This window comes from Acidovorax sp. SUPP3334, assembly GCF_030159055.1.
Lineage (GTDB): Bacteria > Pseudomonadota > Gammaproteobacteria > Burkholderiales > Burkholderiaceae_C > Paracidovorax.
In genome coordinates this window covers 28,162-46,071 of the sequence record NZ_BQXQ01000011.1, presented here as the reverse complement: position 1 = coordinate 46,071, position 17,910 = coordinate 28,162, and the positions used below count along the sequence as shown (strand labels likewise).

19 protein-coding genes are annotated in these 17,910 nt (G+C 65.2%); 16 read left to right on the top strand and 3 right to left on the bottom strand.

Annotation, left to right across the window (positions count from 1 at the left end):
* Positions 1-2: 2 nt before the first annotated feature.
* The 5 genes from rpsC (at position 3) to AVHM3334_RS08160 (ending at position 2,429) form a co-directional block, all read left to right on the top strand.
* Positions 3-884, top strand: a complete 882-nt coding sequence (gene rpsC / locus AVHM3334_RS08180; protein WP_284411246.1) for a 30S ribosomal protein S3 — start codon at positions 3-5, stop codon at positions 882-884.
* A gap of 3 nt (positions 885-887) precedes the next feature.
* Positions 888-1,304 carry a 50S ribosomal protein L16 gene (gene rplP / locus AVHM3334_RS08175; protein ID WP_056662458.1) on the top strand — a complete coding sequence of 139 codons (417 nt, stop codon included), beginning with the start codon at positions 888-890 and terminating at the stop codon, positions 1,302-1,304.
* Positions 1,305-1,319: 15 nt separating this feature from the next.
* Positions 1,320-1,517 carry a 50S ribosomal protein L29 gene (gene rpmC / locus AVHM3334_RS08170; protein ID WP_092745112.1) on the top strand — a complete coding sequence of 66 codons (198 nt, stop codon included), beginning with the start codon at positions 1,320-1,322 and terminating at the stop codon, positions 1,515-1,517.
* 9 nt (positions 1,518-1,526) lie between these two features.
* On the top strand, positions 1,527-1,796 hold the full coding sequence (gene rpsQ, locus AVHM3334_RS08165; RefSeq protein ID WP_092745113.1) for a 30S ribosomal protein S17: 270 nt from the start codon (positions 1,527-1,529) through the stop codon (positions 1,794-1,796).
* A 126-nt stretch (positions 1,797-1,922) separates the two neighbouring features.
* Complete coding sequence (locus tag AVHM3334_RS08160; protein ID WP_284411243.1) at positions 1,923-2,429, top strand: peroxiredoxin; 507 nt, start codon at positions 1,923-1,925, stop codon at positions 2,427-2,429.
* A gap of 209 nt (positions 2,430-2,638) precedes the next feature.
* Here the strand turns inward: AVHM3334_RS08160 and AVHM3334_RS08155 are convergent, their stop codons facing one another.
* Entirely contained in the window at positions 2,639-3,130 is a 492-nt protein-coding gene (locus AVHM3334_RS08155; protein ID WP_284411241.1) for a GNAT family N-acetyltransferase, read from the bottom strand.
* Between the two features lie 102 nt (positions 3,131-3,232).
* Positions 3,233-3,736 carry a TlpA disulfide reductase family protein gene (locus AVHM3334_RS08150; RefSeq protein WP_284411239.1) on the bottom strand — a complete coding sequence of 168 codons (504 nt, stop codon included), beginning with the start codon at positions 3,734-3,736 and terminating at the stop codon, positions 3,233-3,235.
* 174 nt (positions 3,737-3,910) lie between these two features.
* On the opposite strand from AVHM3334_RS08150, the gene AVHM3334_RS08145 reads away from it, so the two are divergent.
* The 4 genes from AVHM3334_RS08145 (at position 3,911) to ptsP (ending at position 7,098) form a co-directional block, all read left to right on the top strand.
* Positions 3,911-4,468: a hypothetical protein gene (locus tag AVHM3334_RS08145; RefSeq protein WP_284411238.1), complete on the top strand. Its 558-nt coding sequence runs from the start codon at positions 3,911-3,913 to the stop codon at positions 4,466-4,468.
* Positions 4,469-4,565: 97 nt separating this feature from the next.
* Positions 4,566-5,018, top strand: a complete 453-nt coding sequence (locus tag AVHM3334_RS08140) for a PTS sugar transporter subunit IIA (RefSeq protein ID WP_092745116.1) — start codon at positions 4,566-4,568, stop codon at positions 5,016-5,018.
* Entirely contained in the window at positions 4,987-5,256 is a 270-nt protein-coding gene (locus AVHM3334_RS08135; RefSeq protein ID WP_284411237.1) for an HPr family phosphocarrier protein, read from the top strand. Before AVHM3334_RS08140 ends, AVHM3334_RS08135 begins: the two co-directional genes overlap by 32 nt.
* 87 nt (positions 5,257-5,343) lie before the next feature.
* Complete coding sequence (ptsP, locus tag AVHM3334_RS08130) at positions 5,344-7,098, top strand: phosphoenolpyruvate--protein phosphotransferase (RefSeq protein WP_284411236.1); 1,755 nt, start codon at positions 5,344-5,346, stop codon at positions 7,096-7,098.
* A gap of 115 nt (positions 7,099-7,213) precedes the next feature.
* On the opposite strand, the gene AVHM3334_RS08125 is transcribed toward ptsP, so the two are convergent.
* Entirely contained in the window at positions 7,214-8,017 is an 804-nt protein-coding gene (locus AVHM3334_RS08125) for a TorF family putative porin (protein ID WP_284411234.1), read from the bottom strand.
* A gap of 341 nt (positions 8,018-8,358) precedes the next feature.
* On the opposite strand from AVHM3334_RS08125, the gene kdpF reads away from it, so the two are divergent.
* From kdpF to AVHM3334_RS08090, 7 genes are all read left to right on the top strand, one after another.
* Positions 8,359-8,457 (top strand): K(+)-transporting ATPase subunit F, encoded by a 99-nt coding sequence (kdpF, locus tag AVHM3334_RS08120; RefSeq protein WP_092745120.1) that lies wholly within the window; start codon positions 8,359-8,361, stop codon positions 8,455-8,457.
* A gap of 1 nt (position 8,458) precedes the next feature.
* Entirely contained in the window at positions 8,459-10,264 is a 1,806-nt protein-coding gene (kdpA, locus tag AVHM3334_RS08115; protein WP_284411231.1) for a potassium-transporting ATPase subunit KdpA, read from the top strand.
* 9 nt (positions 10,265-10,273) lie between these two features.
* Positions 10,274-12,370, top strand: coding sequence for a potassium-transporting ATPase subunit KdpB (kdpB, locus tag AVHM3334_RS08110; protein WP_284411229.1), 2,097 nt, complete (start codon positions 10,274-10,276; stop codon positions 12,368-12,370).
* Positions 12,371-12,388: 18 nt separating this feature from the next.
* Positions 12,389-12,961, top strand: coding sequence for a potassium-transporting ATPase subunit KdpC (kdpC, locus tag AVHM3334_RS08105; protein WP_284411227.1), 573 nt, complete (start codon positions 12,389-12,391; stop codon positions 12,959-12,961).
* Positions 12,962-13,030: 69 nt separating this feature from the next.
* Positions 13,031-15,793 carry a DUF4118 domain-containing protein gene (locus tag AVHM3334_RS08100; RefSeq protein WP_284411226.1) on the top strand — a complete coding sequence of 921 codons (2,763 nt, stop codon included), beginning with the start codon at positions 13,031-13,033 and terminating at the stop codon, positions 15,791-15,793.
* A complete protein-coding gene (gene kdpE, locus AVHM3334_RS08095; RefSeq protein WP_284411224.1) occupies positions 15,790-16,500 on the top strand; it encodes a two-component system response regulator KdpE in 711 nt (236 codons plus the stop codon). The genes AVHM3334_RS08100 and kdpE overlap by 4 nt, the downstream gene beginning before the upstream one ends.
* A gap of 219 nt (positions 16,501-16,719) precedes the next feature.
* A complete protein-coding gene (locus tag AVHM3334_RS08090; protein ID WP_284411222.1) occupies positions 16,720-17,874 on the top strand; it encodes a pectate lyase family protein in 1,155 nt (384 codons plus the stop codon).
* Positions 17,875-17,910 lie beyond the last annotated feature (36 nt).

The following is a 17,910-nucleotide window of genomic DNA, read 5'->3' as shown; positions in this document are numbered from 1 at the left end:
CTATGGGACAGAAAATCCATCCTACCGGCTTCCGCCTGGCGGTCAGCCGCAATTGGGCCAGCCGTTGGTACGCGAGCAACCGTGACTTCGCTGGCATGCTGGCCGAAGACATCAAGGTTCGCGAGTACCTGAAGGCCAAGCTGAAGAATGCGGCCGTCTCGCGCATCCTGATCGAGCGTCCTGCCAAGAATGCCCGTATCACCATTTACTCGGCACGTCCGGGCGTGGTGATCGGCAAGAAGGGCGAAGACATCGAGAACCTGAAGAAGGAACTCGCGACCCGCCTGGGCGTGCCTGTTGCAGTGAACATCGAAGAAGTGCGCAAGCCCGAAATCGATGCCAAGCTGATCGCCGACAGCATTACCCAACAGCTGGAAAAGCGGATCATGTTCCGCCGTGCCATGAAGCGCGCCATGCAAAACGCCATGCGTCTGGGTGCCCAAGGCATCAAGATCATGTCGTCTGGCCGTCTGAACGGTATCGAAATCGCTCGCTGCGAGTGGTATCGCGAAGGTCGCGTGCCACTTCACACTCTGCGCGCCGACATCGACTACGGCACGTCCGAAGCCAAGACCACCTATGGCGTCATCGGCGTCAAGGTTTGGGTCTACAAGGGCGATACCCTGGGCCGCAACGATCTGCCCGCAGTGGAAACACCGCGTCCGGAAGAAGAGCGCCGTCCCCGTGGCCCGCGTCGTGATGGCCGTCCTGGTGGCGACCGTCCTGGTGCAGGCCGTGGACCGCGCCGCCCTGTGGGTGCCAATGCGGCTCCTGCAGATGGCAGCGACAAGCCCGCCGGTGCCGGTGGCGCCGATAACACCGCCGTTAAGCGCGTTCGCAAGGTTGACGCGCCCGCTACAGCAGCGGACGGCAAAGGAGAATAAAGAATGCTGCAACCCGCTCGCCGCAAGTACCGCAAAGAGCAGAAGGGCCGTAACACCGGCGTTGCCACCCGTGGCAACTCGGTGGCCTTCGGCGACTTCGGCCTGAAGTGCACTGATCGCGGCCGTCTGACGGCCCGCCAGATCGAGGCCGCACGCCGTGCGATCTCCCGTCACGTGAAGCGTGGCGGCCGTATCTGGATTCGCGTGTTTCCTGACAAGCCGATCTCCACCAAGCCCGCCGAAGTTCGGATGGGTAACGGTAAGGGCAACCCTGAGTATTACGTGGCTGAAATTCAGCCCGGCAAGGTGGTGTTCGAGATTGTTGGTGTGCCTGAAGAACTGGCCCGTGAAGCGTTCCGCCTGGCTGCTGCCAAGCTGCCGCTGCGCACCACGTTCGTGGCCCGTCAAATTGGCGCTTAAATCAGGAGAATCGAAATGACGAAAGCTGCTGAACTGCGCCAAAAAGACGAAGCTGGCATCGAAGCCGAAATCAAGTCCTTGCAAAAGGCCCATTTCGGTCTGCGCATGCAGAAGGCCACGCAACAACTGGCCAACACCAATACGCTGCGTATCACCCGTCGGGATATCGCTCGTGCCAAGACCATTCTTGCTGAAAAGCAAGCCGCCAAGTAAGGAGCCCACATGACGGAAGCTAAAAAATCCCTCAAGCGCACCTTGATTGGCAAGGTGGTCAGCGACAAGCGTACGAAGACCGTGACCGTGCTGGTCGAGCGCCGTGTGAAGCACGAGCTCTACGGCAAGATCGTGGCGAAATCCAGCAAGTACCACGCCCATGACGAAAAGGGCGAATACAAGCTGGGTGACACCATCGAGATCACGGAAAGCCGCCCCATCTCCAAGACCAAGAACTGGGTTGCTACCCGTTTGGTCCAGAAGGCAGCGCTGGTTTAATTGAACCAGTAAGCCCTTCAGGCTGTTTGGCTGCAAAGCCGCTCGAAACGACCCACAATACTGGGTCGTTTTGTTTTTGGGGCCTGCTTTCTGCAGGTTCTTTCATTTCCAACCTAGGAGCTCAGCATGATCAAAGTCGGTGACACCCTGCCCGCCGTTACCCTGATGGAATATTCCGAAGTCGAAGGCGACGGATGCAGCCTCGGCCCCAATCCCGTGGCGGTTGACAAGGCCGCCGCAGGCAAGACCATTGCCGTGTTTGCTGTTCCTGGTGCGTTCACGCCGACCTGTTCGGCCAAGCATGTTCCTGGCTATGTGGAGCAGGCCGATGCTTTCAAGGCGGCAGGGGTGGATGAAATCTGGTGCCTGAGCGTGAATGACGCATTCGTGATGGGCGTCTGGGCCCGCGATCAGAAGACCGCAGGCAAGGTCCGCATGCTGGCAGATGGAGATGCCGCTTTTGCCAAGGCAACAGGCCTGACGCTGGATCTGAACGGAAAGGGACTCGGTCTGCGCAGCAACCGATATTCCATGCTGGTGAAGGACGGCAAGGTCGCATCCCTGAACATCGAAGCCCCCGCCAAGTTCGAAGTCAGCGACGCTGCAACGCTGCTTGCGCAAGCCAAGGGCTGAAAAACGCCTGACCGCGGAAGGGGTGTGACCGTCCAGGCGGCAACCCTCTCCGTGGCTTCAAACCCGGACAGAAATTCCACATGCATTGATGAGGGTCCGGGGCGCGCTCCAGCCTTCAAATGGCGATGCCCACGGTGGCGGGTGTCGTGATTGACAACGAGGCATTCACTGATGAAAAGATGCCAGCGCGAGCTTGTCGGCCCACCGTTTCAATGAATGTCGGCCTTGAGGTAATGCGACCCTGCAATGGGGTTGTGATAGTAGGGCGGGACTTCCTCAAAGCCCAGGTCGGCGTAGAGCGCCCGAGCTGATTCCATGCCATCGAGCGTATCGAGCAACACGCAGGCGTATCCAGCTTGCCGCGCTGCGTCCAGAACGGCTTCGGCCAGTTGCCGACCCAACCCGAAGCCGCGGAACGCTTTGCGCACATACAGGCGTTTCATTTCGCTGGCGTTGGGGTAGTCCGCGTTGTCCAGAGGGCGCAATGCGCAGCACCCGGCAATGGCGCCATCGACTTCGGCCAGCAAGATCTGGCCTCGAGGAGGCGCATAGTCCGCGGGCAGGTTGGCCAGTTCGGCCTCGAAGTCCTGAAAATACAGGTCGATGCCCAGGCTGTCGGCGTACTCCCGGAAGATGTCGCGCACGGCATCCATTTCTTCCGGAAGGCTGGGCGTCAGCAGGGCCACTGAAGGCTGGTCCACAGGCATTGGCTAGGAACGAAGGAGCGATCAGTGTAGCGGGAGCCTGCCCGGCGATCTACTTTCTCAGCCGGTGAGCGGAGCGTTAAACGGCCTGTGATGGCGTCAGGTCTCGGCCAGCAACCGCTCGATCAGTCGATGAAGTTCGGGAAAGTCCGGTGCGCCGACATAGGTTTTCACGATCTCGCCGCGTTTGTTGACGATGAAGGTCGAGGGAGTGAGTTTCACGTCGCCCCAAGCCTGGGCGATGGCGCCGGTGTTGTCGATGGCGACCTTGAAGGGCAGCTTGCGTGTTTCCGCAAAATTGACGACATAGCTGGGTGGGTCGTAGCTCATGGCGACGGCAAGGGTGTCGAAGCCTTGGGCGCGGTACTTCTGGTAGGTCGCAACGACCTCGGGCATCTCGGCCACGCAGGTCGTGCAGCTGGTGGCCCAGAAGTTCACCAGCGTGACCTGCCCGCGCAGATCGGCGGTGGTTTTTTGGGAGCCGTCGAGCAGAACGAACGTCGATTGCGGTGCCTGCGCCGTTCCGGCGCCCAAGAACACGAAGGCTCCCACGCCAGCCAATGCCGCGAAAGCTGCAGCTCCCAACCAATGTTTGATGCCCATTGCGTTCTTTCCACCTGTGTCCGAGCGATTTGCCCGGTCGTCCATTTTGCCAAACTGTCCGGATCAGCGGGCTGATGGAGCGCAATGGACTTCGAAAGTTCGCGCGGTCTTATTGGACCGGACGTGCTACTGCCGTGACTGCGAGCCGGTTCCGGCACTGCGGATAATGCCGGCATGCATTTTTCGACCTCTCTTGTGGCGGCGCTGATCCTCGGCTCGTCCATGGCGCTGAGTGGCTGCAGCCCGGCTTTGAATTGGCGCAGCCTGCCGTTGGAAAGCGCCCATTTGAAGGTTCTGCTGCCTTGTAAACCAGACCACGCCACGCGCACGGTGGATCTGGGTGGGATCGAGGCCGAGCTGGCCATGGTCGGCTGTGAGGCGGATGGAGCGACCTTCGCTGTATCGCACATGGTGATCGAAGAGCCCGCGCAAGCCGGTGCGGTCCTGGCGCATTGGCGCACTGCGGTGTTGGCGCGCATGCAAGCACCAGCGACCGGACTTGCGGACGCTGCCGCCACATCCTTCGTGCCGAAGGGCGCACTGTCTCTCCCGCAGTCGGTACGGCAGCAGGCCCAGGGCCGGCGTGCAGACGGCAGCCCGGTGATCGCGCAAGCGGCCTGGTTTGCGCGCATCGAGGGGCGGCAGGCGCGCCTGTATCACGCGGTGGTGTACACGGACATGCTGCGGCCTGCAGTCGCGGACACGTTCTTTGATGGCCTGGCGTTGCCGTGATGGCGATTCCAGCGAGTTCGCCAGTCCCGACGCCTGGACGGGCGCATGCCTATTGCTGCGGCACGCGGCGCCATAATGCGGTTTCCCTGATTGCCCCATGAGCACGCGCATCCTCATCATTGCCCACGCCCCGCTGGCCCATGCGCTTCGCGAGTGCGCGCTCCACGTCTTTCCCGATTGCGGCGAAGAGGTGCTCGCGTTCGATGTGCATCCCAACACGCCGCCCGAGGAAACCCTGGCCACCGCTCGCATCCTGCTGGCTGCGCATGATGGCGATTCACCGACGCTGGTGCTGACCGACGTGTTCGGTGCCACGCCGTGCAACGTGGCCCAGCGCCTCGTGGATGGCGAGCATTCCAGGCTCGTCACCGGCGTGAACCTGCCCATGCTCCTGCGCACGGTGAGCTACCGCCATGAGCCGCTGGACGCGCTGGTGTCGCGCGCGGTGGTCGGTGGCACGCAAGGCGTGATGCAAGTGGCGATCGCAGCGCCGCAGAACCAGATACGACGTTCCCACCATGATCAAGACGACCATCACCATCAGCAATAAGCTGGGCCTGCACGCCCGGGCATCCGCCAAGCTCACCAAGCTGGCCGGCAGCTTTCCGTGCGATGTCTGGCTGTCCCGGGGCGAGCGCCGCATCAATGCCAAAAGCATCATGGGCGTGATGATGCTGGCCGCGGGTCTGGGTTCGACGGTCGAGCTGGAGACGAGCGGCGCCCAGGAGCAGGAAGCGATGGATGCGCTGCGTGCCCTCATCGACGGTAAATTCGGCGAAGGGGAGTGACATGCGCACCGCGCGGATCGCCTGGCTCGTCCCTGCCTCCGCCGCCGTGCGGATGCGTGCCGGGGTGAAACCAGTCAAGGCAATGCGATGACCTTCGCCGTCCACGGCCTCGCTGTCGCACGCGGCATCGCCATCGGGCGGGCGGTGCTGGTCGCATCAAGCCGTGTGGACGTGGCGCACTATTTCATCGATCCGGAGCAGGTCGGTGCAGAAATCGTACGGGTGCGCAACGGGCGCAATGCCGTGGTGGAAGAGCTGCAGCGGCTGCAGGCCGAGATGCCCCACGACGCACCGCACGAGCTGGCGGCCTTGCTCGACGTTCACATGATGCTGCTGCAGGATGAAGCCCTGGTGAGCGGCGTCAAGCACTGGATCACCGAACGGCTGTACAACGCCGAATGGGCTCTCACCACGCAACTGGAAGTCATCGCGCGCCAATTCGACGAGATGGAGGACGAGTACCTGCGCGAACGCAAGGCCGACCTGGAGCAGGTGGTGGAGCGCATTCTTCGGCACATGAAAGGCGTGGCCAATCCCGTTGCGCCCCCGCCTTGCAGTCCGCGCCGCAGCAACCAGCAGGATCTGCTGCTGGACGACACGGTGGACGTGCCGCTGGTTCTGGTGGCGCACGACCTATCGCCGGCTGACATGCTGCAGTTCAAGAAGAGTGTGTTCGCCGGCTTCGTGACCGACGTGGGCGGCAAGACTTCGCACACCGCCATCGTGGCGCGGAGCATGGACATTCCTGCCGTGGTGGGCGCCCGCGCTGCCAGCCAACTGGTGCGGCAGGACGACTGGGTCATCATCGATGGCGATGCCGGCGTGATGATCGTCGACCCCTCGCCCATCATCCTGGCCGAATACGGGTTTCGGCAGCGGCAGACCACGCTGGAGCGTGAGCGCCTGTCCCGCCTGCGCCATACGCCTGCGATCACCCTGGACGGGCAGAAGGTCGAACTGCTGGCCAACATCGAGCAGCCTGCCGATGCGGCGGCGGCCCTGCGCGGCGGGGCCGCCGGCGTGGGGCTGTTCCGCAGCGAATTCATGTTCATGGGGCGCAACGGCAATCTGCCCGGTGAAGAGGAGCAGTACCAAGCCTACCGGGATGCGGTGCAGGGCATGAACGGGCTGCCCGTCACGTTGCGCACGATCGATGTGGGTGCGGACAAGCCGCTCGACAAAGGCTACAAGGACAGCTACCTGAACCCTGCGCTCGGCCTGCGTGCCATCCGCTGGAGCCTGGCCGACCCGGCCATGTTCCGCACGCAGCTGCGGGCTGTGCTGCGCGCGGCCGTGCACGGGCCGGTGAACCTGCTTTTCCCGATGCTTGCGCACGTGAGCGAAATCCGCCAGACGCTCGCGCAGGTGGAGATGGCTCGCGCCGAGTTGAATACCCGCGGCGTTGCGCACGGGACAGTGCAGCTGGGCGCGATGATCGAAGTGCCTGCGGCTGCGCTCATGGTGCGCAGCTTCTTGAAGTACTTCGATTTTCTTTCGATCGGCACCAACGACCTGATCCAGTACACGCTGGCCATCGACCGCGCCGACGAGGCGGTGGCCCATCTGTACGACCCGCTGCATCCGGCGGTGCTGAAACTGGTGGCTGACGTGATTGCCGAGGGTGAACGCCAGGGAAAGAGCGTGTGCGTCTGCGGCGAGACGGCAGGTGACGTCTCCATGACCCGGCTGCTGCTGGGCCTGGGCCTGCGCAGCTTTTCGATGCACCCGGCGCAGATCCTGGCGGTGAAGCAGGAAGTGCTGCGTGCCGACACGCGCAAGCTCGGCCAGTGGGCGCAGGGCGTGTTGGCTTCGGACGATCCCGCCGCGTTGTTGGCCAAATAATCGTTTTGCTATTGTTTTTATAGCTGTCTGTGCATTAAATACGGCGGCGTTGGCACTTTTCATTCAAAAGTCTTCGTTACGGTTCCACCGATGCCTCAGGCTACCGGGTACCGGCTCAGAAGGTCTTGGCGAGGGTCAGGATGAAGCGGCCTTTGTTGGGCGAGTACTGCGGCGCGTCCGCCGCCGGGCCAGTGGCAGCGCCATAGGCAGCCTGCCGGTTCGCCCCTTGCAGGGTGCCGGTGAGTGACAGCCCGCTTCCGAAATCGTATGCCGCGCCGATCTGGTAATCCAGGTAGCTTGGCAGGCCCTGGCGCCGGATGTCGCCCGCCATGCGCGTGTAGCCCAAGGCGGCCTTGAGCGTCAGCTGCGGGGAGAGCGCGCGGTTGTAGGCCAGATTCAAATATCCCGTGTTGCGGCCCGACAGGCCCGAGCCCGCTTTGGCGCCGGCATGGCCGAAATAGTCGTCCGACACGGTGTGGGAGTACTTGAGCGCGAAGGTGCCCAGCGCTGGATCGGCATAGGTGGCGCTGCCATAAAGCTCGGTGGTGTTGCCGCTGGCGTTGCCCGGGTACAGGTAGGCGAGTGCGCCCGCGTCGAGGTCGATGGCGCCTGCCTTCCATTTGTAGCCGCCGTACCAATCGCTCTCCAGGCTGTTGCCGCGCAGCCAGTTCACGCTGGAATTCCAGTTGCCGGCATACCAGCCGCTGTCGCCGAAGGCGTCATCGAAGCCGCCCTGGATCGCCGGTTTGAACGCGCCGGTCTTGGCAAATGGGTCCGACCGGAGTATGTCCTGGTCCTGCCCTCGGAATTTGTAGTCGGAGGTGAGGGCGACATTGCCCGTGAGTTGAGCCTGCGCCAGCAGCGGCACTGCCGCGAACAAGGCGGCAGCCCAAGGACGGGCTCGCGGGGCTGGGAGCATTCGGAAATGAATCATGGCGATCACTGTGCAAATAAGGAATGCAGAGCGTAGGCAGGCCTGCATAAAAATGCCGTCAAAAGCGCGCGGCTGCACATAAAGAACGGGTAGCGGCGAGAGGGGCGCAGCAAGGGAGAGCTGCGCATTTTTACGGCGCTTTTACGCCCCGCGTCCCAGTCTCTGCACCCTTTTTACGGCGGCCTTCCGAGAATCGATTCCATCGTTTTGACGCAGGAGTGAAAGATGGACATCGTGTGGATCGCGGCGCTGGTGGCGCTGTGGGTGGCAGTCGCCGAGGCGGTTGTCCTGCTCGGCCGGTTCGACGGACCTCAGGGGACCTCGCGATGATCGGGCTCGAAGTGCTTTACGGCTTCGGCGCCATCGTGGCCGTGGTTCTGTTCGCGTATCTGGTGTTCGCACTGATCTGCGCCGAGGAGTTCTGACATGGACATGTCCGCCTGGGGCCTGTTGGCCCTGTTCCTTGTCGTTCTGATGCTGCTGGCATGGCCCCTGGGCAAGTGGCTGGCCGCCATCTGCGATGGCCGGCTGCCGCCATGGATGCACCGTGCCGAATCGCCGCTTTATCGGCTGTCGGGCGTCCAGCCCGCCCAGAGCATGCACTGGCGGCACTACGCGCTGGCGCTGCTGGCCTTCAACGCCATCGGCGCCATCGTCCTGTACGGCCTGCAGCGCCTGCAGGCCGTGCTGCCGCTCAATCCGCAGGGCATGGCGGCCGTGGCGCCCGACTCGGCCTTCAATACGGCGGTGAGCTTCGTCTCCAACACCAACTGGCAGGGCTATGCGGGCGAGGGCACCATGGGCTATCTCACGCAGATGCTGGGGCTGTCGGTGCAGAACTTCCTGTCGGCGGCCACGGGCATCGCCGTAGCCTTTGCCCTGGCCCGCGGCTTTGCGGCGCGCCGCACCGACGGACAAGGACTGGTGGGCAATTTCTGGGCCGACATGGTGCGCATCACCACCTGGGTGCTGGTGCCGATTTCTCTGGTGATCGCCGTGTTTTTGGTGGGGCAGGGTGTGATCCAGAATGTCTCGCCGTCCCAGGACGTCACCACTCTGGAGGCAACGGCCTACCAGGCGCCGAAGCTGTCTGCCGACGGACAGCCCGAGAAAGACGCGGCCGGCAATCCGGTCACGCAAGCTGCGAGCGCATCCACGCAGACGCTGGCCATGGGCCCGGTGGCGTCGCAGGAGGCGATCAAGATGCTGGGCACGAACGGCGGCGGTTTCTTCAATGCCAATTCAGCCCATCCCTACGAGAACCCCACGCCGCTTTCAAATTTCGTGCAGATGCTGGCCATCTTCCTGATCCCTTCGGCCTTGTGCTTCGCGTTCGGCCGCGTGGTGGGCGACCAGCGCCAGGGCATCGCGATATTGGCGGCGATGACGGTGATGTTCGCCGTGGCGGTGGCGGTGATCGTCCCGGCCGAGCAGGCCGGCAACCCGCTGATCGCCGCTCTGGGCGTGGACCAGGCGACCACGGCGCTGCAGTCCGGCGGAAACATGGAAGGCAAGGAGGTGCGCTTCGGCATCACCGCGTCGGCGTTGTTCGCCGCCGTCACCACCGCCGCTTCGTGCGGAGCGGTGAACGCCATGCATGACTCGTTCACGCCGCTCGGCGGCATGGTGCCGATGGTGCTGATGCAGTTGGGCGAGGTGGTCTTCGGCGGCGTCGGCACCGGCCTTTACGGCATGCTGGTCTTCGCCATCCTGGCGGTGTTCATGGCCGGGCTGATGATCGGCCGCACGCCGGAATACCTGGGCAAGAAGATCGAGGTGCGCGAGATGAAGCTCACCTCGGTAGCCATCCTCGTCACCCCGATCCTGGTGCTGGTGGGCGCGGCCGTCGCGGTGATCGCCGAGGCCGGCAAGGCGGGTATCGCCAACCCGGGCGCGCATGGCTTATCCGAGATCCTCTACGCACTCACGTCGGCCGGCAACAACAACGGCAGTGCCTTCGCGGGACTGTCCGCCAACACGCCGTTCTACAACGTACTGCTGGCGCTGGCGATGTGGTTCGGGCGCTTCGGCGTGATCGTGCCGGTGCTGGCCATCGCGGGCTCGCTCGCGGCGAAAAAGCGCCTGCCGCCCACGCCCGGCACCCTGCCCACGCATGGCCCGCTCTTCGTGGTGCTGCTGATCGCCACCGTGTTGCTGGTGGGCCTGCTCAATTACGTTCCTTCCCTGGCCCTCGGCCCCGTGGTGGAACACCTGATGCTGTGGGCGAAGTGAGGCCCTGACATGACAACTTCCAAAACCTCCGTCTCTCTTTCGCTGTTCGATGCGGCGCTGGTCAAGCCTGCGCTGTGGCAGTCGTTCGCCAAGCTCGATCCCCGCGTGCAGTGGCGCAATCCGGTGATGTTCATCGTGTTCATCGGCAGCCTGTTCACCACGCTGCTTTGGCTGCATGCGCTCACGGCCCCCCAGGACATGGGCATGCGCCCGGCCTTCGTGCTGGCCATCGCCGTCTGGCTGTGGTTCACCGTGCTGTTCGCCAATTTCGCCGAAGCGCTGGCCGAAGGGCGCAGCAAGGCGCAGGCAGCGTCGCTGAGGGGCTTGCGCAAGGACACCTGGGCCAAGAAGCTCACCGAACCGCGCCACGGTGCCACCTTCCTGCCCGAACAGGCCACCAACCTGCGCCGCGGCGACGTGGTGCAGGTGGACGCGGGCGACGTCATTCCGCTGGACGGCGAAGTGATCGAAGGTGTCGCCTCGGTGGATGAGAGCGCGATCACCGGCGAGTCGGCCCCCGTGGTGCGGGAGTCGGGCGGAGATTTTTCCGCCGTGACGGGCGGCACCCGGGTGCTGTCGGACTGGTTGGTGGTGCGCGTGACGGTGAACCCGGGCGAATCGTTCCTGGACCGCATGATCGGCATGGTCGAGGCCGCCAAGCGCCAGAAGACGCCCAACGAGGTGGCGCTCACCATCTTGCTGGTGGCGCTCACCATCGTGTTCCTGATCGTGACCGTGACGCTGCTGCCTTTCTCGATCTTCAGCGTGGGAGCGTCCGGCACAGGCACCGTCGTGTCGCTCACCGCCCTGGTGGCGCTGCTCGTGTGCCTGATTCCCACCACCATCGGCGGATTGCTGTCCGCCGTGGGTGTGGCGGGCATGAGCCGCATGATGCAGGCCAATGTGATCGCGACGTCGGGCCGTGCCGTGGAGGCGGCCGGCGATGTGGACGTTCTGCTGCTGGACAAGACCGGCACCATCACCCACGGCAACCGCCAGGCAAGCGCTTTTCTGCCCGCGCCGGGCATCGCCAAGGAGCGTCTGGCGCGCGCCGCCATGCTGGCGTCCCTCGCCGATGAGACACCCGAGGGCCGGAGCATCGTCGAGCTGGCACGCCGCGGCGGCGTGCCCGAAGAGGCGGCTGCGCCTGGCGTTCGCCTGGTGCCGTTCACGGCGCAGACGCGCATGAGCGGCGTGGACTTGCCCGCTGCGGCCAATGGCCCCGAGGTGGCCCTGCGCAAGGGCGCGGTTCAGGCCATGGTGCGCCATGTGCAGGCACTGGGCGGAAGCGTGCCCACTGAGGTGGTGCGGGCCTCCGACGATGTGGCGCGGCGCGGCAGCACACCCCTGGCGGTGGCTGAAGGCGCGCAGGTGCTGGGCATCGTCGAGTTGAAGGACATCGTCAAGACCGGCATCAAGGAGCGCTTTGCCGAGTTGCGCCGCATGGGCATCAAGACCGTGATGATCACGGGCGACAACAAGCTCACGGCCGCAGCCATTGCTGCCGAGGCCGGTGTGGACGACTTTCTGGCGGACGCCACGCCCGAGGACAAGCTGGCGCTCATCCGCCAGTACCAGGCAGAAGGCCGTCTGGTGGCGATGACGGGTGATGGCACCAACGACGCGCCAGCACTCGCCCAGGCCGATGTGGCCGTGGCGATGGGCAGCGGCACGCAGGCCGCCAAGGAGGCCGGCAACATGGTGGACCTGGACTCCAATCCCACCAAGCTGCTGGAGGTGGTGGAGACGGGCAAGGCCTTGCTGATGACGCGCGGCTCGCTCACCACCTTCTCCATCGCGAACGATGTCGCCAAGTACTTCGCCATCATTCCGGCGATCTTCGTCTCGACCTATCCGCAGCTGGCCGCGCTCAACGTGATGCAGCTGGCCAGCCCTTCCTCGGCCATCTTGTCGGCGGTGGTGTTCAACGCACTGGCGATCGTGTTCCTGATTCCGCTGGCGCTCAAAGGCGTGCGTTATCGCCCGGTCGGCGCCGCTGCGCTGCTGCGCCGCAACCTGGCGATCTATGGCCTGGGCGGGCTGGTGGTGCCTTTCGTGGGCATCAAGCTCATCGACTGGGTGCTGGTGGCCATGGGCCTCGTGTAAATCTTGCAAGGAATCGACATGACCAAGATCCTCCGTCCCGCGCTGACTCTCTTCGTACTTTTGAGTGCGATCACCGGCGTCGTCTATCCGCTCGTCGTCACCGGCGTGGCGCAGGCCGCATTCCCGCGGCAGGCTTCAGGCAGCCTGGTGTTCCAGGGAGACCGTGCCGTGGGCTCGTCGCTGATCGGGCAGAACTTCACCGACCCCAAGCACATCTGGGGCCGCCCCTCGGCCACCGCGCCCATGCCCTACAACGCCAGTGCCTCCGGCGGCTCGAACCTGGGGCCGCTGAATCCCGCGCTCACCGAAGCGGTCACCGCGCGGGTGCAGGCGCTGCGAGAGGCCGATCCCGGCAACACGGCCCCTGTCCCGGTGGACCTCGTGACCGCTTCGGCCAGCGGGCTCGATCCGCACATCAGCCCTGCGGCGGCCCGCTATCAGGCCACCCGCGTGGCCAAGGCCCGTGGCTGGCCCGTGGAGCGCGTGCAGGCGCTGATCGATCAGCACACCGATGCTCCTTTCCTCGGCCTGCTGGGTGATCAGGGCGTGAACGTGCTGGCCTTGAACCTCGCCCTCGATGCGGCGCGGTGACTGACGCCTCGAGGCGCACCTCCAACAGTTTGGCGCCCGCCACAATAGGGCCCATCCGCTTTTCTGCCCATGCCTGACATCGCCCGCCCCGACCCCGATGCACTCATCGCCCAGATGCGCGCCGAAGAAGAGCGCATCCAGCGCGGCAAATTGCGCATCTATTTCGGCGCCAATGCGGGCGTGGGCAAGACGTGGTCGATGCTGAGCGCCGCACAGCGCGAGTGCAAAGCGGGGCGGGACGTGCTCATCGGCGTGGTGGAAACCCACGGCCGCAGCGAGACCGCCGCACTGGTCGATGGCCTTCCCGTGCTGCCGCCGCGCAGCCTGGAGTACCGGGGCCGCACCCGCACCGAGTTCGACCTCGATGGCGCCCTGGCGCGCTGGCCGGGCGTGTTGCTGGTGGACGAGCTGGCGCACTCCAACGCGCCTGGATCGCGCCACGCCAAGCGCTGGCAGGATGTGCAGGAGTTGCTCGCCGCCGGTATCGAGGTCTGGACCGCACTGAACGTGCAGCACCTGGAAAGCCTGAACGGCACCGTGGGCGCCATCACCGGCGTGCGGGTGCACGAAACCGTGCCCGACACCGTGCTGGACGAGGCGGACGAGGTGGTGCTGGTCGATGCCACGCCGGACGAACTGGCAGCTCGGCTGGCTGCCGGAAAGGTCTATCTGCCGCACCAGGCCGAACGGGCGGCGCAGAACTTTTTTCGCAAGGGCAACCTGATCGCATTGCGCGAGATCGCCCTGCGGCGCACGGCAGAGCATGTCGAAGACGACGTGCGGGGCTGGCGCGTGGAGCAATCGGGCGCAGCTGGCGACCGCGTGCCGCAGGCCTGGAATACTTCCGGCGCCTTGCTGGCCTGCGTGGGCCCGAGCGAGGAGGCCGCTCAGACGGTGCGCACCGCCGCGCGGCTGGCTGGCCAGCTCAACGTGCGGTGGCATGCCGCGTATGTGGAAACCCCCCGTTTGCAGCGGCTGGATGCCCGGCGCCGTGATCGCGTGCTGGCCGTGCTGCAGTTGGCGGAAACCCTGGGCGCGGAGACCGCCGTGCTGACCGGCAGCGAGATCGCGCCGGTGCTGGCCGAGCATGCATCCCGGCTCAACTGCGCCACGCTGGTGGTGGGCCGCACGGTGCAGGCCACTTGGTGGCGTGGGGGCTGGTTCAGGCCGTCGCTGGCGCAGGCTCTGGCGGCAGCCGCACCTGCGCTCGACATCGTGGAGGCCGGGCGCACCAGCAGTTCGCGGCGGCTCGCGCAGGCGGACTGGCGCCGGGCGGGTGACGACGCGCTCGACAGCGGAGAGCGCCAGCCGGCCCGCTGGCCTGGTTTCGTGTGGTCGCTGGCGGTGAGCGTGGCCGTCACCCTGCTCACCCATCTGCTGTCCGGTGTGTTTGAACTGGCCAACATCGTCATGCTGTACCTGCTGGGCGTGGTGGGCGTGGCGATGCGGTTCGGCCGCGGGCCAGCGGCACTGGCCGCACTGGTCAACGTGCTGGCGTTCGATTTTTTCTTCGTCTCGCCTCGCATGTCGTTCGCGGTGAGTGATGTGCAGTACCTGGTCACCTTCGGCGTCATGCTGCTGGTGGGGCTGCTGGTGGGGCAGCTCACCGCCGGGCTGCGCTTTGCGGCAGGGGTGTCGGCCAGCCGGGAACGCCGCGCGCAATCGCTGTTCGATCTGGCGCGCGAACTGTCTGCCGCATTGCAGGTGGAGCAGATCACTGCGATTGGTGCCGCCGCCGTGCAAAAGCACTTTGGTGGGCGTGCCCAGGTGCTGGCGTTGGATGAGAACGACCGCCTGGCACTGCCGGACTCGCTGCCGGCGGGCTTCGACGCAAACGTCGCCGACTGGACGCTGCGCCAGGGGCAGAGCGCAGGGCTGGCCACGGCCACGCTGGCCGCGCAGAGCTGGCGCTACGTGCCGCTCACCGCGCCCATGCGCGTGCGGGGTGTGCTGGCGCTGGAGCCCGCTCAGCCTCGATGGCTCTTGATTCCCGAGCAGGCGCAGCAGCTCGATACGCTGGCCCGGCAGATCGCCATCGCCCTGGAGCGCGTGCACTACGTGGATGTTGCGCAGAGCGCCGTGGTGGACATGGAGTCCGAACGCCTTCGCAATGCGCTGCTGGGTGCCATTTCACACGACGTGCGCACTCCGCTCACGGCGCTGATCGCACTGGCGGAGTCGTTGCCCACCCAACCGGCCGAGGGGCAGGCCGAAGCAGGCCGCGCCATCGTGGCGCAGGCCCACCAGTTGCATGCGTTGGTGAGCAATCTGCTGGACATGGCGCGCCTCGAAAGTGGCATTGCCCGGGGCAGCGTGAGCCTGCGGCGCGACTGGCAATCGGTGGAGGAGGTGGTCGGAACGGCCATCCGGGCCGCGCGCCCGGCGTTGGGGGAGCTGCCAGTGATCACGCACATTCCCGCGGACCTGCCACTGGTGGAGTTCGATGCCGTGCTGATCGAGCGCGTGTTGGTCAATCTGCTGGAAAACGCGGCCAAATACGGCGCCCCACCCATCGAGGTTTCGGCTGCCGCCGTTCCCAGTGCGCTGCGGCTGGTCGTGCGCGATCATGGCCCTGGCCTGCCCGTCGCGCTGCGCGGGCAGGAGAATACGTTGTTCGAAAAATTCACCCGCGGCCAATCGGAGTCGGCAACGCCTGGCGTGGGGCTGGGGCTGGCCATTTGCAAGGCCGTGGTGCAGGCGCATGGCGGTGAAATCACCGCGGCCAGCGCAGAGCGCGGCGGCGCGGAGTTCTCCGTGACCCTGCCACGGCGGGACGAGCCGCCCCTTCCCCTGGATGAACCGCAGGAGCCCGGGACGCCGGGAACGCCATGAGCCTGGCCCCGCGCACCGTGATCGTGATCGAGGATGAGCCGCAGATCCGGCGCTTCGTGCGCAGCGCGCTCGAAGCCGAAGGCTGGCATGTGCACGAGGCCGCCACGCTTCGGGAAGGGTTGTCTGCCGCAGGTACGCGCCAGCCCGACCTGCTGGTGCTCGACCTGGGCCTGCCCGACGGCGATGGCGTGGGTTTGATCCGCGATGTGCGCGGTTGGTCGGCCGTGCCCATCATCGTGTTGTCGGCCCGCACCGACGAAGCCGACAAGATCGCAGCCCTGGATGCCGGGGCCGACGACTATCTCACCAAACCCTTTGGCACTGGCGAACTGCTGGCCCGCGTCCGCGCCAACCTGCGCCGACCGCGCGCCGCGGGCGGCAATGGGCTCATCCCCACTGCCGAAGAGCCCGTCTTCCGCTTCGGCGATATCGAGGTGGACCGGACCGCCCGTGTGGTGCGGCGCGGCGCTGCCGAGGTCCACCTGACGCCGACCGAGTACCGCATGCTGGCCGTGCTGGTGGCCAATGCCGGCCGGGTGATCACCCAGCGGCAGTTGTTGCGCGAGGTGTGGGGGCCGATGCGGTCGGACCAGAACCATTACCTGCGCATCTACATGGGCCACCTGCGTCAGAAGCTGGAGGCCGATCCGGCACAGCCACGCTATCTGCTGACAGAAACCGGGGTGGGGTATCGGCTGGCGGTGTAAGAGCCGCATCTTTTTGCCGCGTTCGCTGGACCATTCAAGGCTTCGGCGTGACCGGGTCGACAGGGGCAGTGCGTTGCCACAGTGGCGGGGCTGAATGGTTACAGCCCTCGCGCCGCACCATGTTGCAATGGCAGGCCGCCAAAGAGGTCGTGGGCACAACGCTGGTGAATTGAGGGCCGGCAGGCAGCGGCTTCTTCGCACTTCTACCCAAAGGACTCCATGCTGATTCAACGATCCATCGCCGCCTTCCTGGCCGCCGCACTTTTCGGTGCGGCCCATGCCGACAACACCAGCGACACCGCACCACCGGACGGCTGGGCGAGCCAGGGCGGAGGAACCACCGGCGGTGCGGGCGCCACCGGGCAGTACCTGAGCAAGGTGAGTTCAGCGTCGCAATTGAGTGCCGCGCTGAGCGCAGGCGGGACGAATCCGAAAATCGTCGTGGTGTACGGCACCATCGACATGGCCGCCGCGGACAATGGAGGGCCGTTCGTCAGCCGCGCCGACCAGGCCGCGCGCAATCTCATCACGATTCCCAGCAACACCACGCTCATCGGTGCAGGGGGCGACGCCAGGATCGTCAACGCCGCCATCTTTATGAAGCGGGTTTCCAACGTGATCGTGCGCAACCTCACCATCGTGGCGCCATGCGATCTGGCGCCCGTCTGGAGCAGCAGCGAAGGCCGTTGGAATTCCGATTTCGATGCAATGACGATCTACAGCTCTCAGCGCATCTGGGTGGATCACAATACATTCACCGATGCTCCCATCACCGATGATCAGGCCCCCGTCGAGAAGGGGCAGCCCAAGCAATGCCATGACGGCGCGCTGGACGTGATCCATGCCAGCGATTACGTCACGGTGTCCAACAACATTTTCGACCAGCACGACAAGACCCATCTGGTCGGAGCTTCGGACAGCAGCACGGACGAGGAAGGCCATCTCACCGTGACCTTCCACCACAACCTGTACCGCCAAGTCATGGAACGCGCGCCCCGCGTGCGCTACGGCAAGGTGCATGTGTACAACAACTACTACGCGGGCAGCAAGACGGACGCGCCCTACAAGCACAACTACAGCGTGGGCGTGGGTTACAAGGCGCAGATTCTTTCCGAGAACAACGTGTTCGACGTGTCCGGCACAAAGACCTGTGCGGACGTAGTGAAGAACCCCGGCTCGTCCTCCAAGACCGGTGCCATCCACGACAGCGGCTCGCTGCTCAACGGCGCGCCGCTCGACCTCGCCGGCCAGTGCGGGTTTGCGACGGCGGTCTGGGCCATTCCCTACGCTGGCGGCTATGCGCTGGATGCCGCTTCGGCGGTCAAGGCCAAAGTGACGTCCAGCGCCGGCCCGGGAAAGCTCACCGTGAACTGAGGCGAGCAGCAGCCTCCTCGCTGGAAGGCTGCTTCG

Excerpts from the sequence above, each read along its gene's own strand:
- rpsC (WP_284411246.1), top strand. The coding sequence starts at position 3 with ATGGGACAGAAAATCCATCCTACCGGCTTCCGCCTGGCGGTCAGCCGC.
- rplP (WP_056662458.1), top strand. The coding sequence starts at position 888 with ATGCTGCAACCCGCTCGCCGCAAGTACCGCAAAGAGCAGAAGGGCCGT.
- rpmC (WP_092745112.1), top strand. The coding sequence starts at position 1,320 with ATGACGAAAGCTGCTGAACTGCGCCAAAAAGACGAAGCTGGCATCGAA.
- rpsQ (WP_092745113.1), top strand. The coding sequence starts at position 1,527 with ATGACGGAAGCTAAAAAATCCCTCAAGCGCACCTTGATTGGCAAGGTG.
- AVHM3334_RS08160 (WP_284411243.1), top strand. The coding sequence starts at position 1,923 with ATGATCAAAGTCGGTGACACCCTGCCCGCCGTTACCCTGATGGAATAT.
- AVHM3334_RS08150 (WP_284411239.1), bottom strand. The coding sequence starts at position 3,736 with ATGGGCATCAAACATTGGTTGGGAGCTGCAGCTTTCGCGGCATTGGCT.
- AVHM3334_RS08145 (WP_284411238.1), top strand. The coding sequence starts at position 3,911 with ATGCATTTTTCGACCTCTCTTGTGGCGGCGCTGATCCTCGGCTCGTCC.
- AVHM3334_RS08140 (WP_092745116.1), top strand. The coding sequence starts at position 4,566 with ATGAGCACGCGCATCCTCATCATTGCCCACGCCCCGCTGGCCCATGCG.
- AVHM3334_RS08135 (WP_284411237.1), top strand. The coding sequence starts at position 4,987 with ATGATCAAGACGACCATCACCATCAGCAATAAGCTGGGCCTGCACGCC.
- ptsP (WP_284411236.1), top strand. The coding sequence starts at position 5,344 with ATGACCTTCGCCGTCCACGGCCTCGCTGTCGCACGCGGCATCGCCATC.
- AVHM3334_RS08125 (WP_284411234.1), bottom strand. The coding sequence starts at position 8,017 with ATGCTCCCAGCCCCGCGAGCCCGTCCTTGGGCTGCCGCCTTGTTCGCG.
- kdpF (WP_092745120.1), top strand. The coding sequence starts at position 8,359 with ATGATCGGGCTCGAAGTGCTTTACGGCTTCGGCGCCATCGTGGCCGTG.
- kdpA (WP_284411231.1), top strand. The coding sequence starts at position 8,459 with ATGGACATGTCCGCCTGGGGCCTGTTGGCCCTGTTCCTTGTCGTTCTG.
- kdpB (WP_284411229.1), top strand. The coding sequence starts at position 10,274 with ATGACAACTTCCAAAACCTCCGTCTCTCTTTCGCTGTTCGATGCGGCG.
- kdpC (WP_284411227.1), top strand. The coding sequence starts at position 12,389 with ATGACCAAGATCCTCCGTCCCGCGCTGACTCTCTTCGTACTTTTGAGT.
- AVHM3334_RS08100 (WP_284411226.1), top strand. The coding sequence starts at position 13,031 with ATGCCTGACATCGCCCGCCCCGACCCCGATGCACTCATCGCCCAGATG.
- kdpE (WP_284411224.1), top strand. The coding sequence starts at position 15,790 with ATGAGCCTGGCCCCGCGCACCGTGATCGTGATCGAGGATGAGCCGCAG.
- AVHM3334_RS08090 (WP_284411222.1), top strand. The coding sequence starts at position 16,720 with ATGCTGATTCAACGATCCATCGCCGCCTTCCTGGCCGCCGCACTTTTC.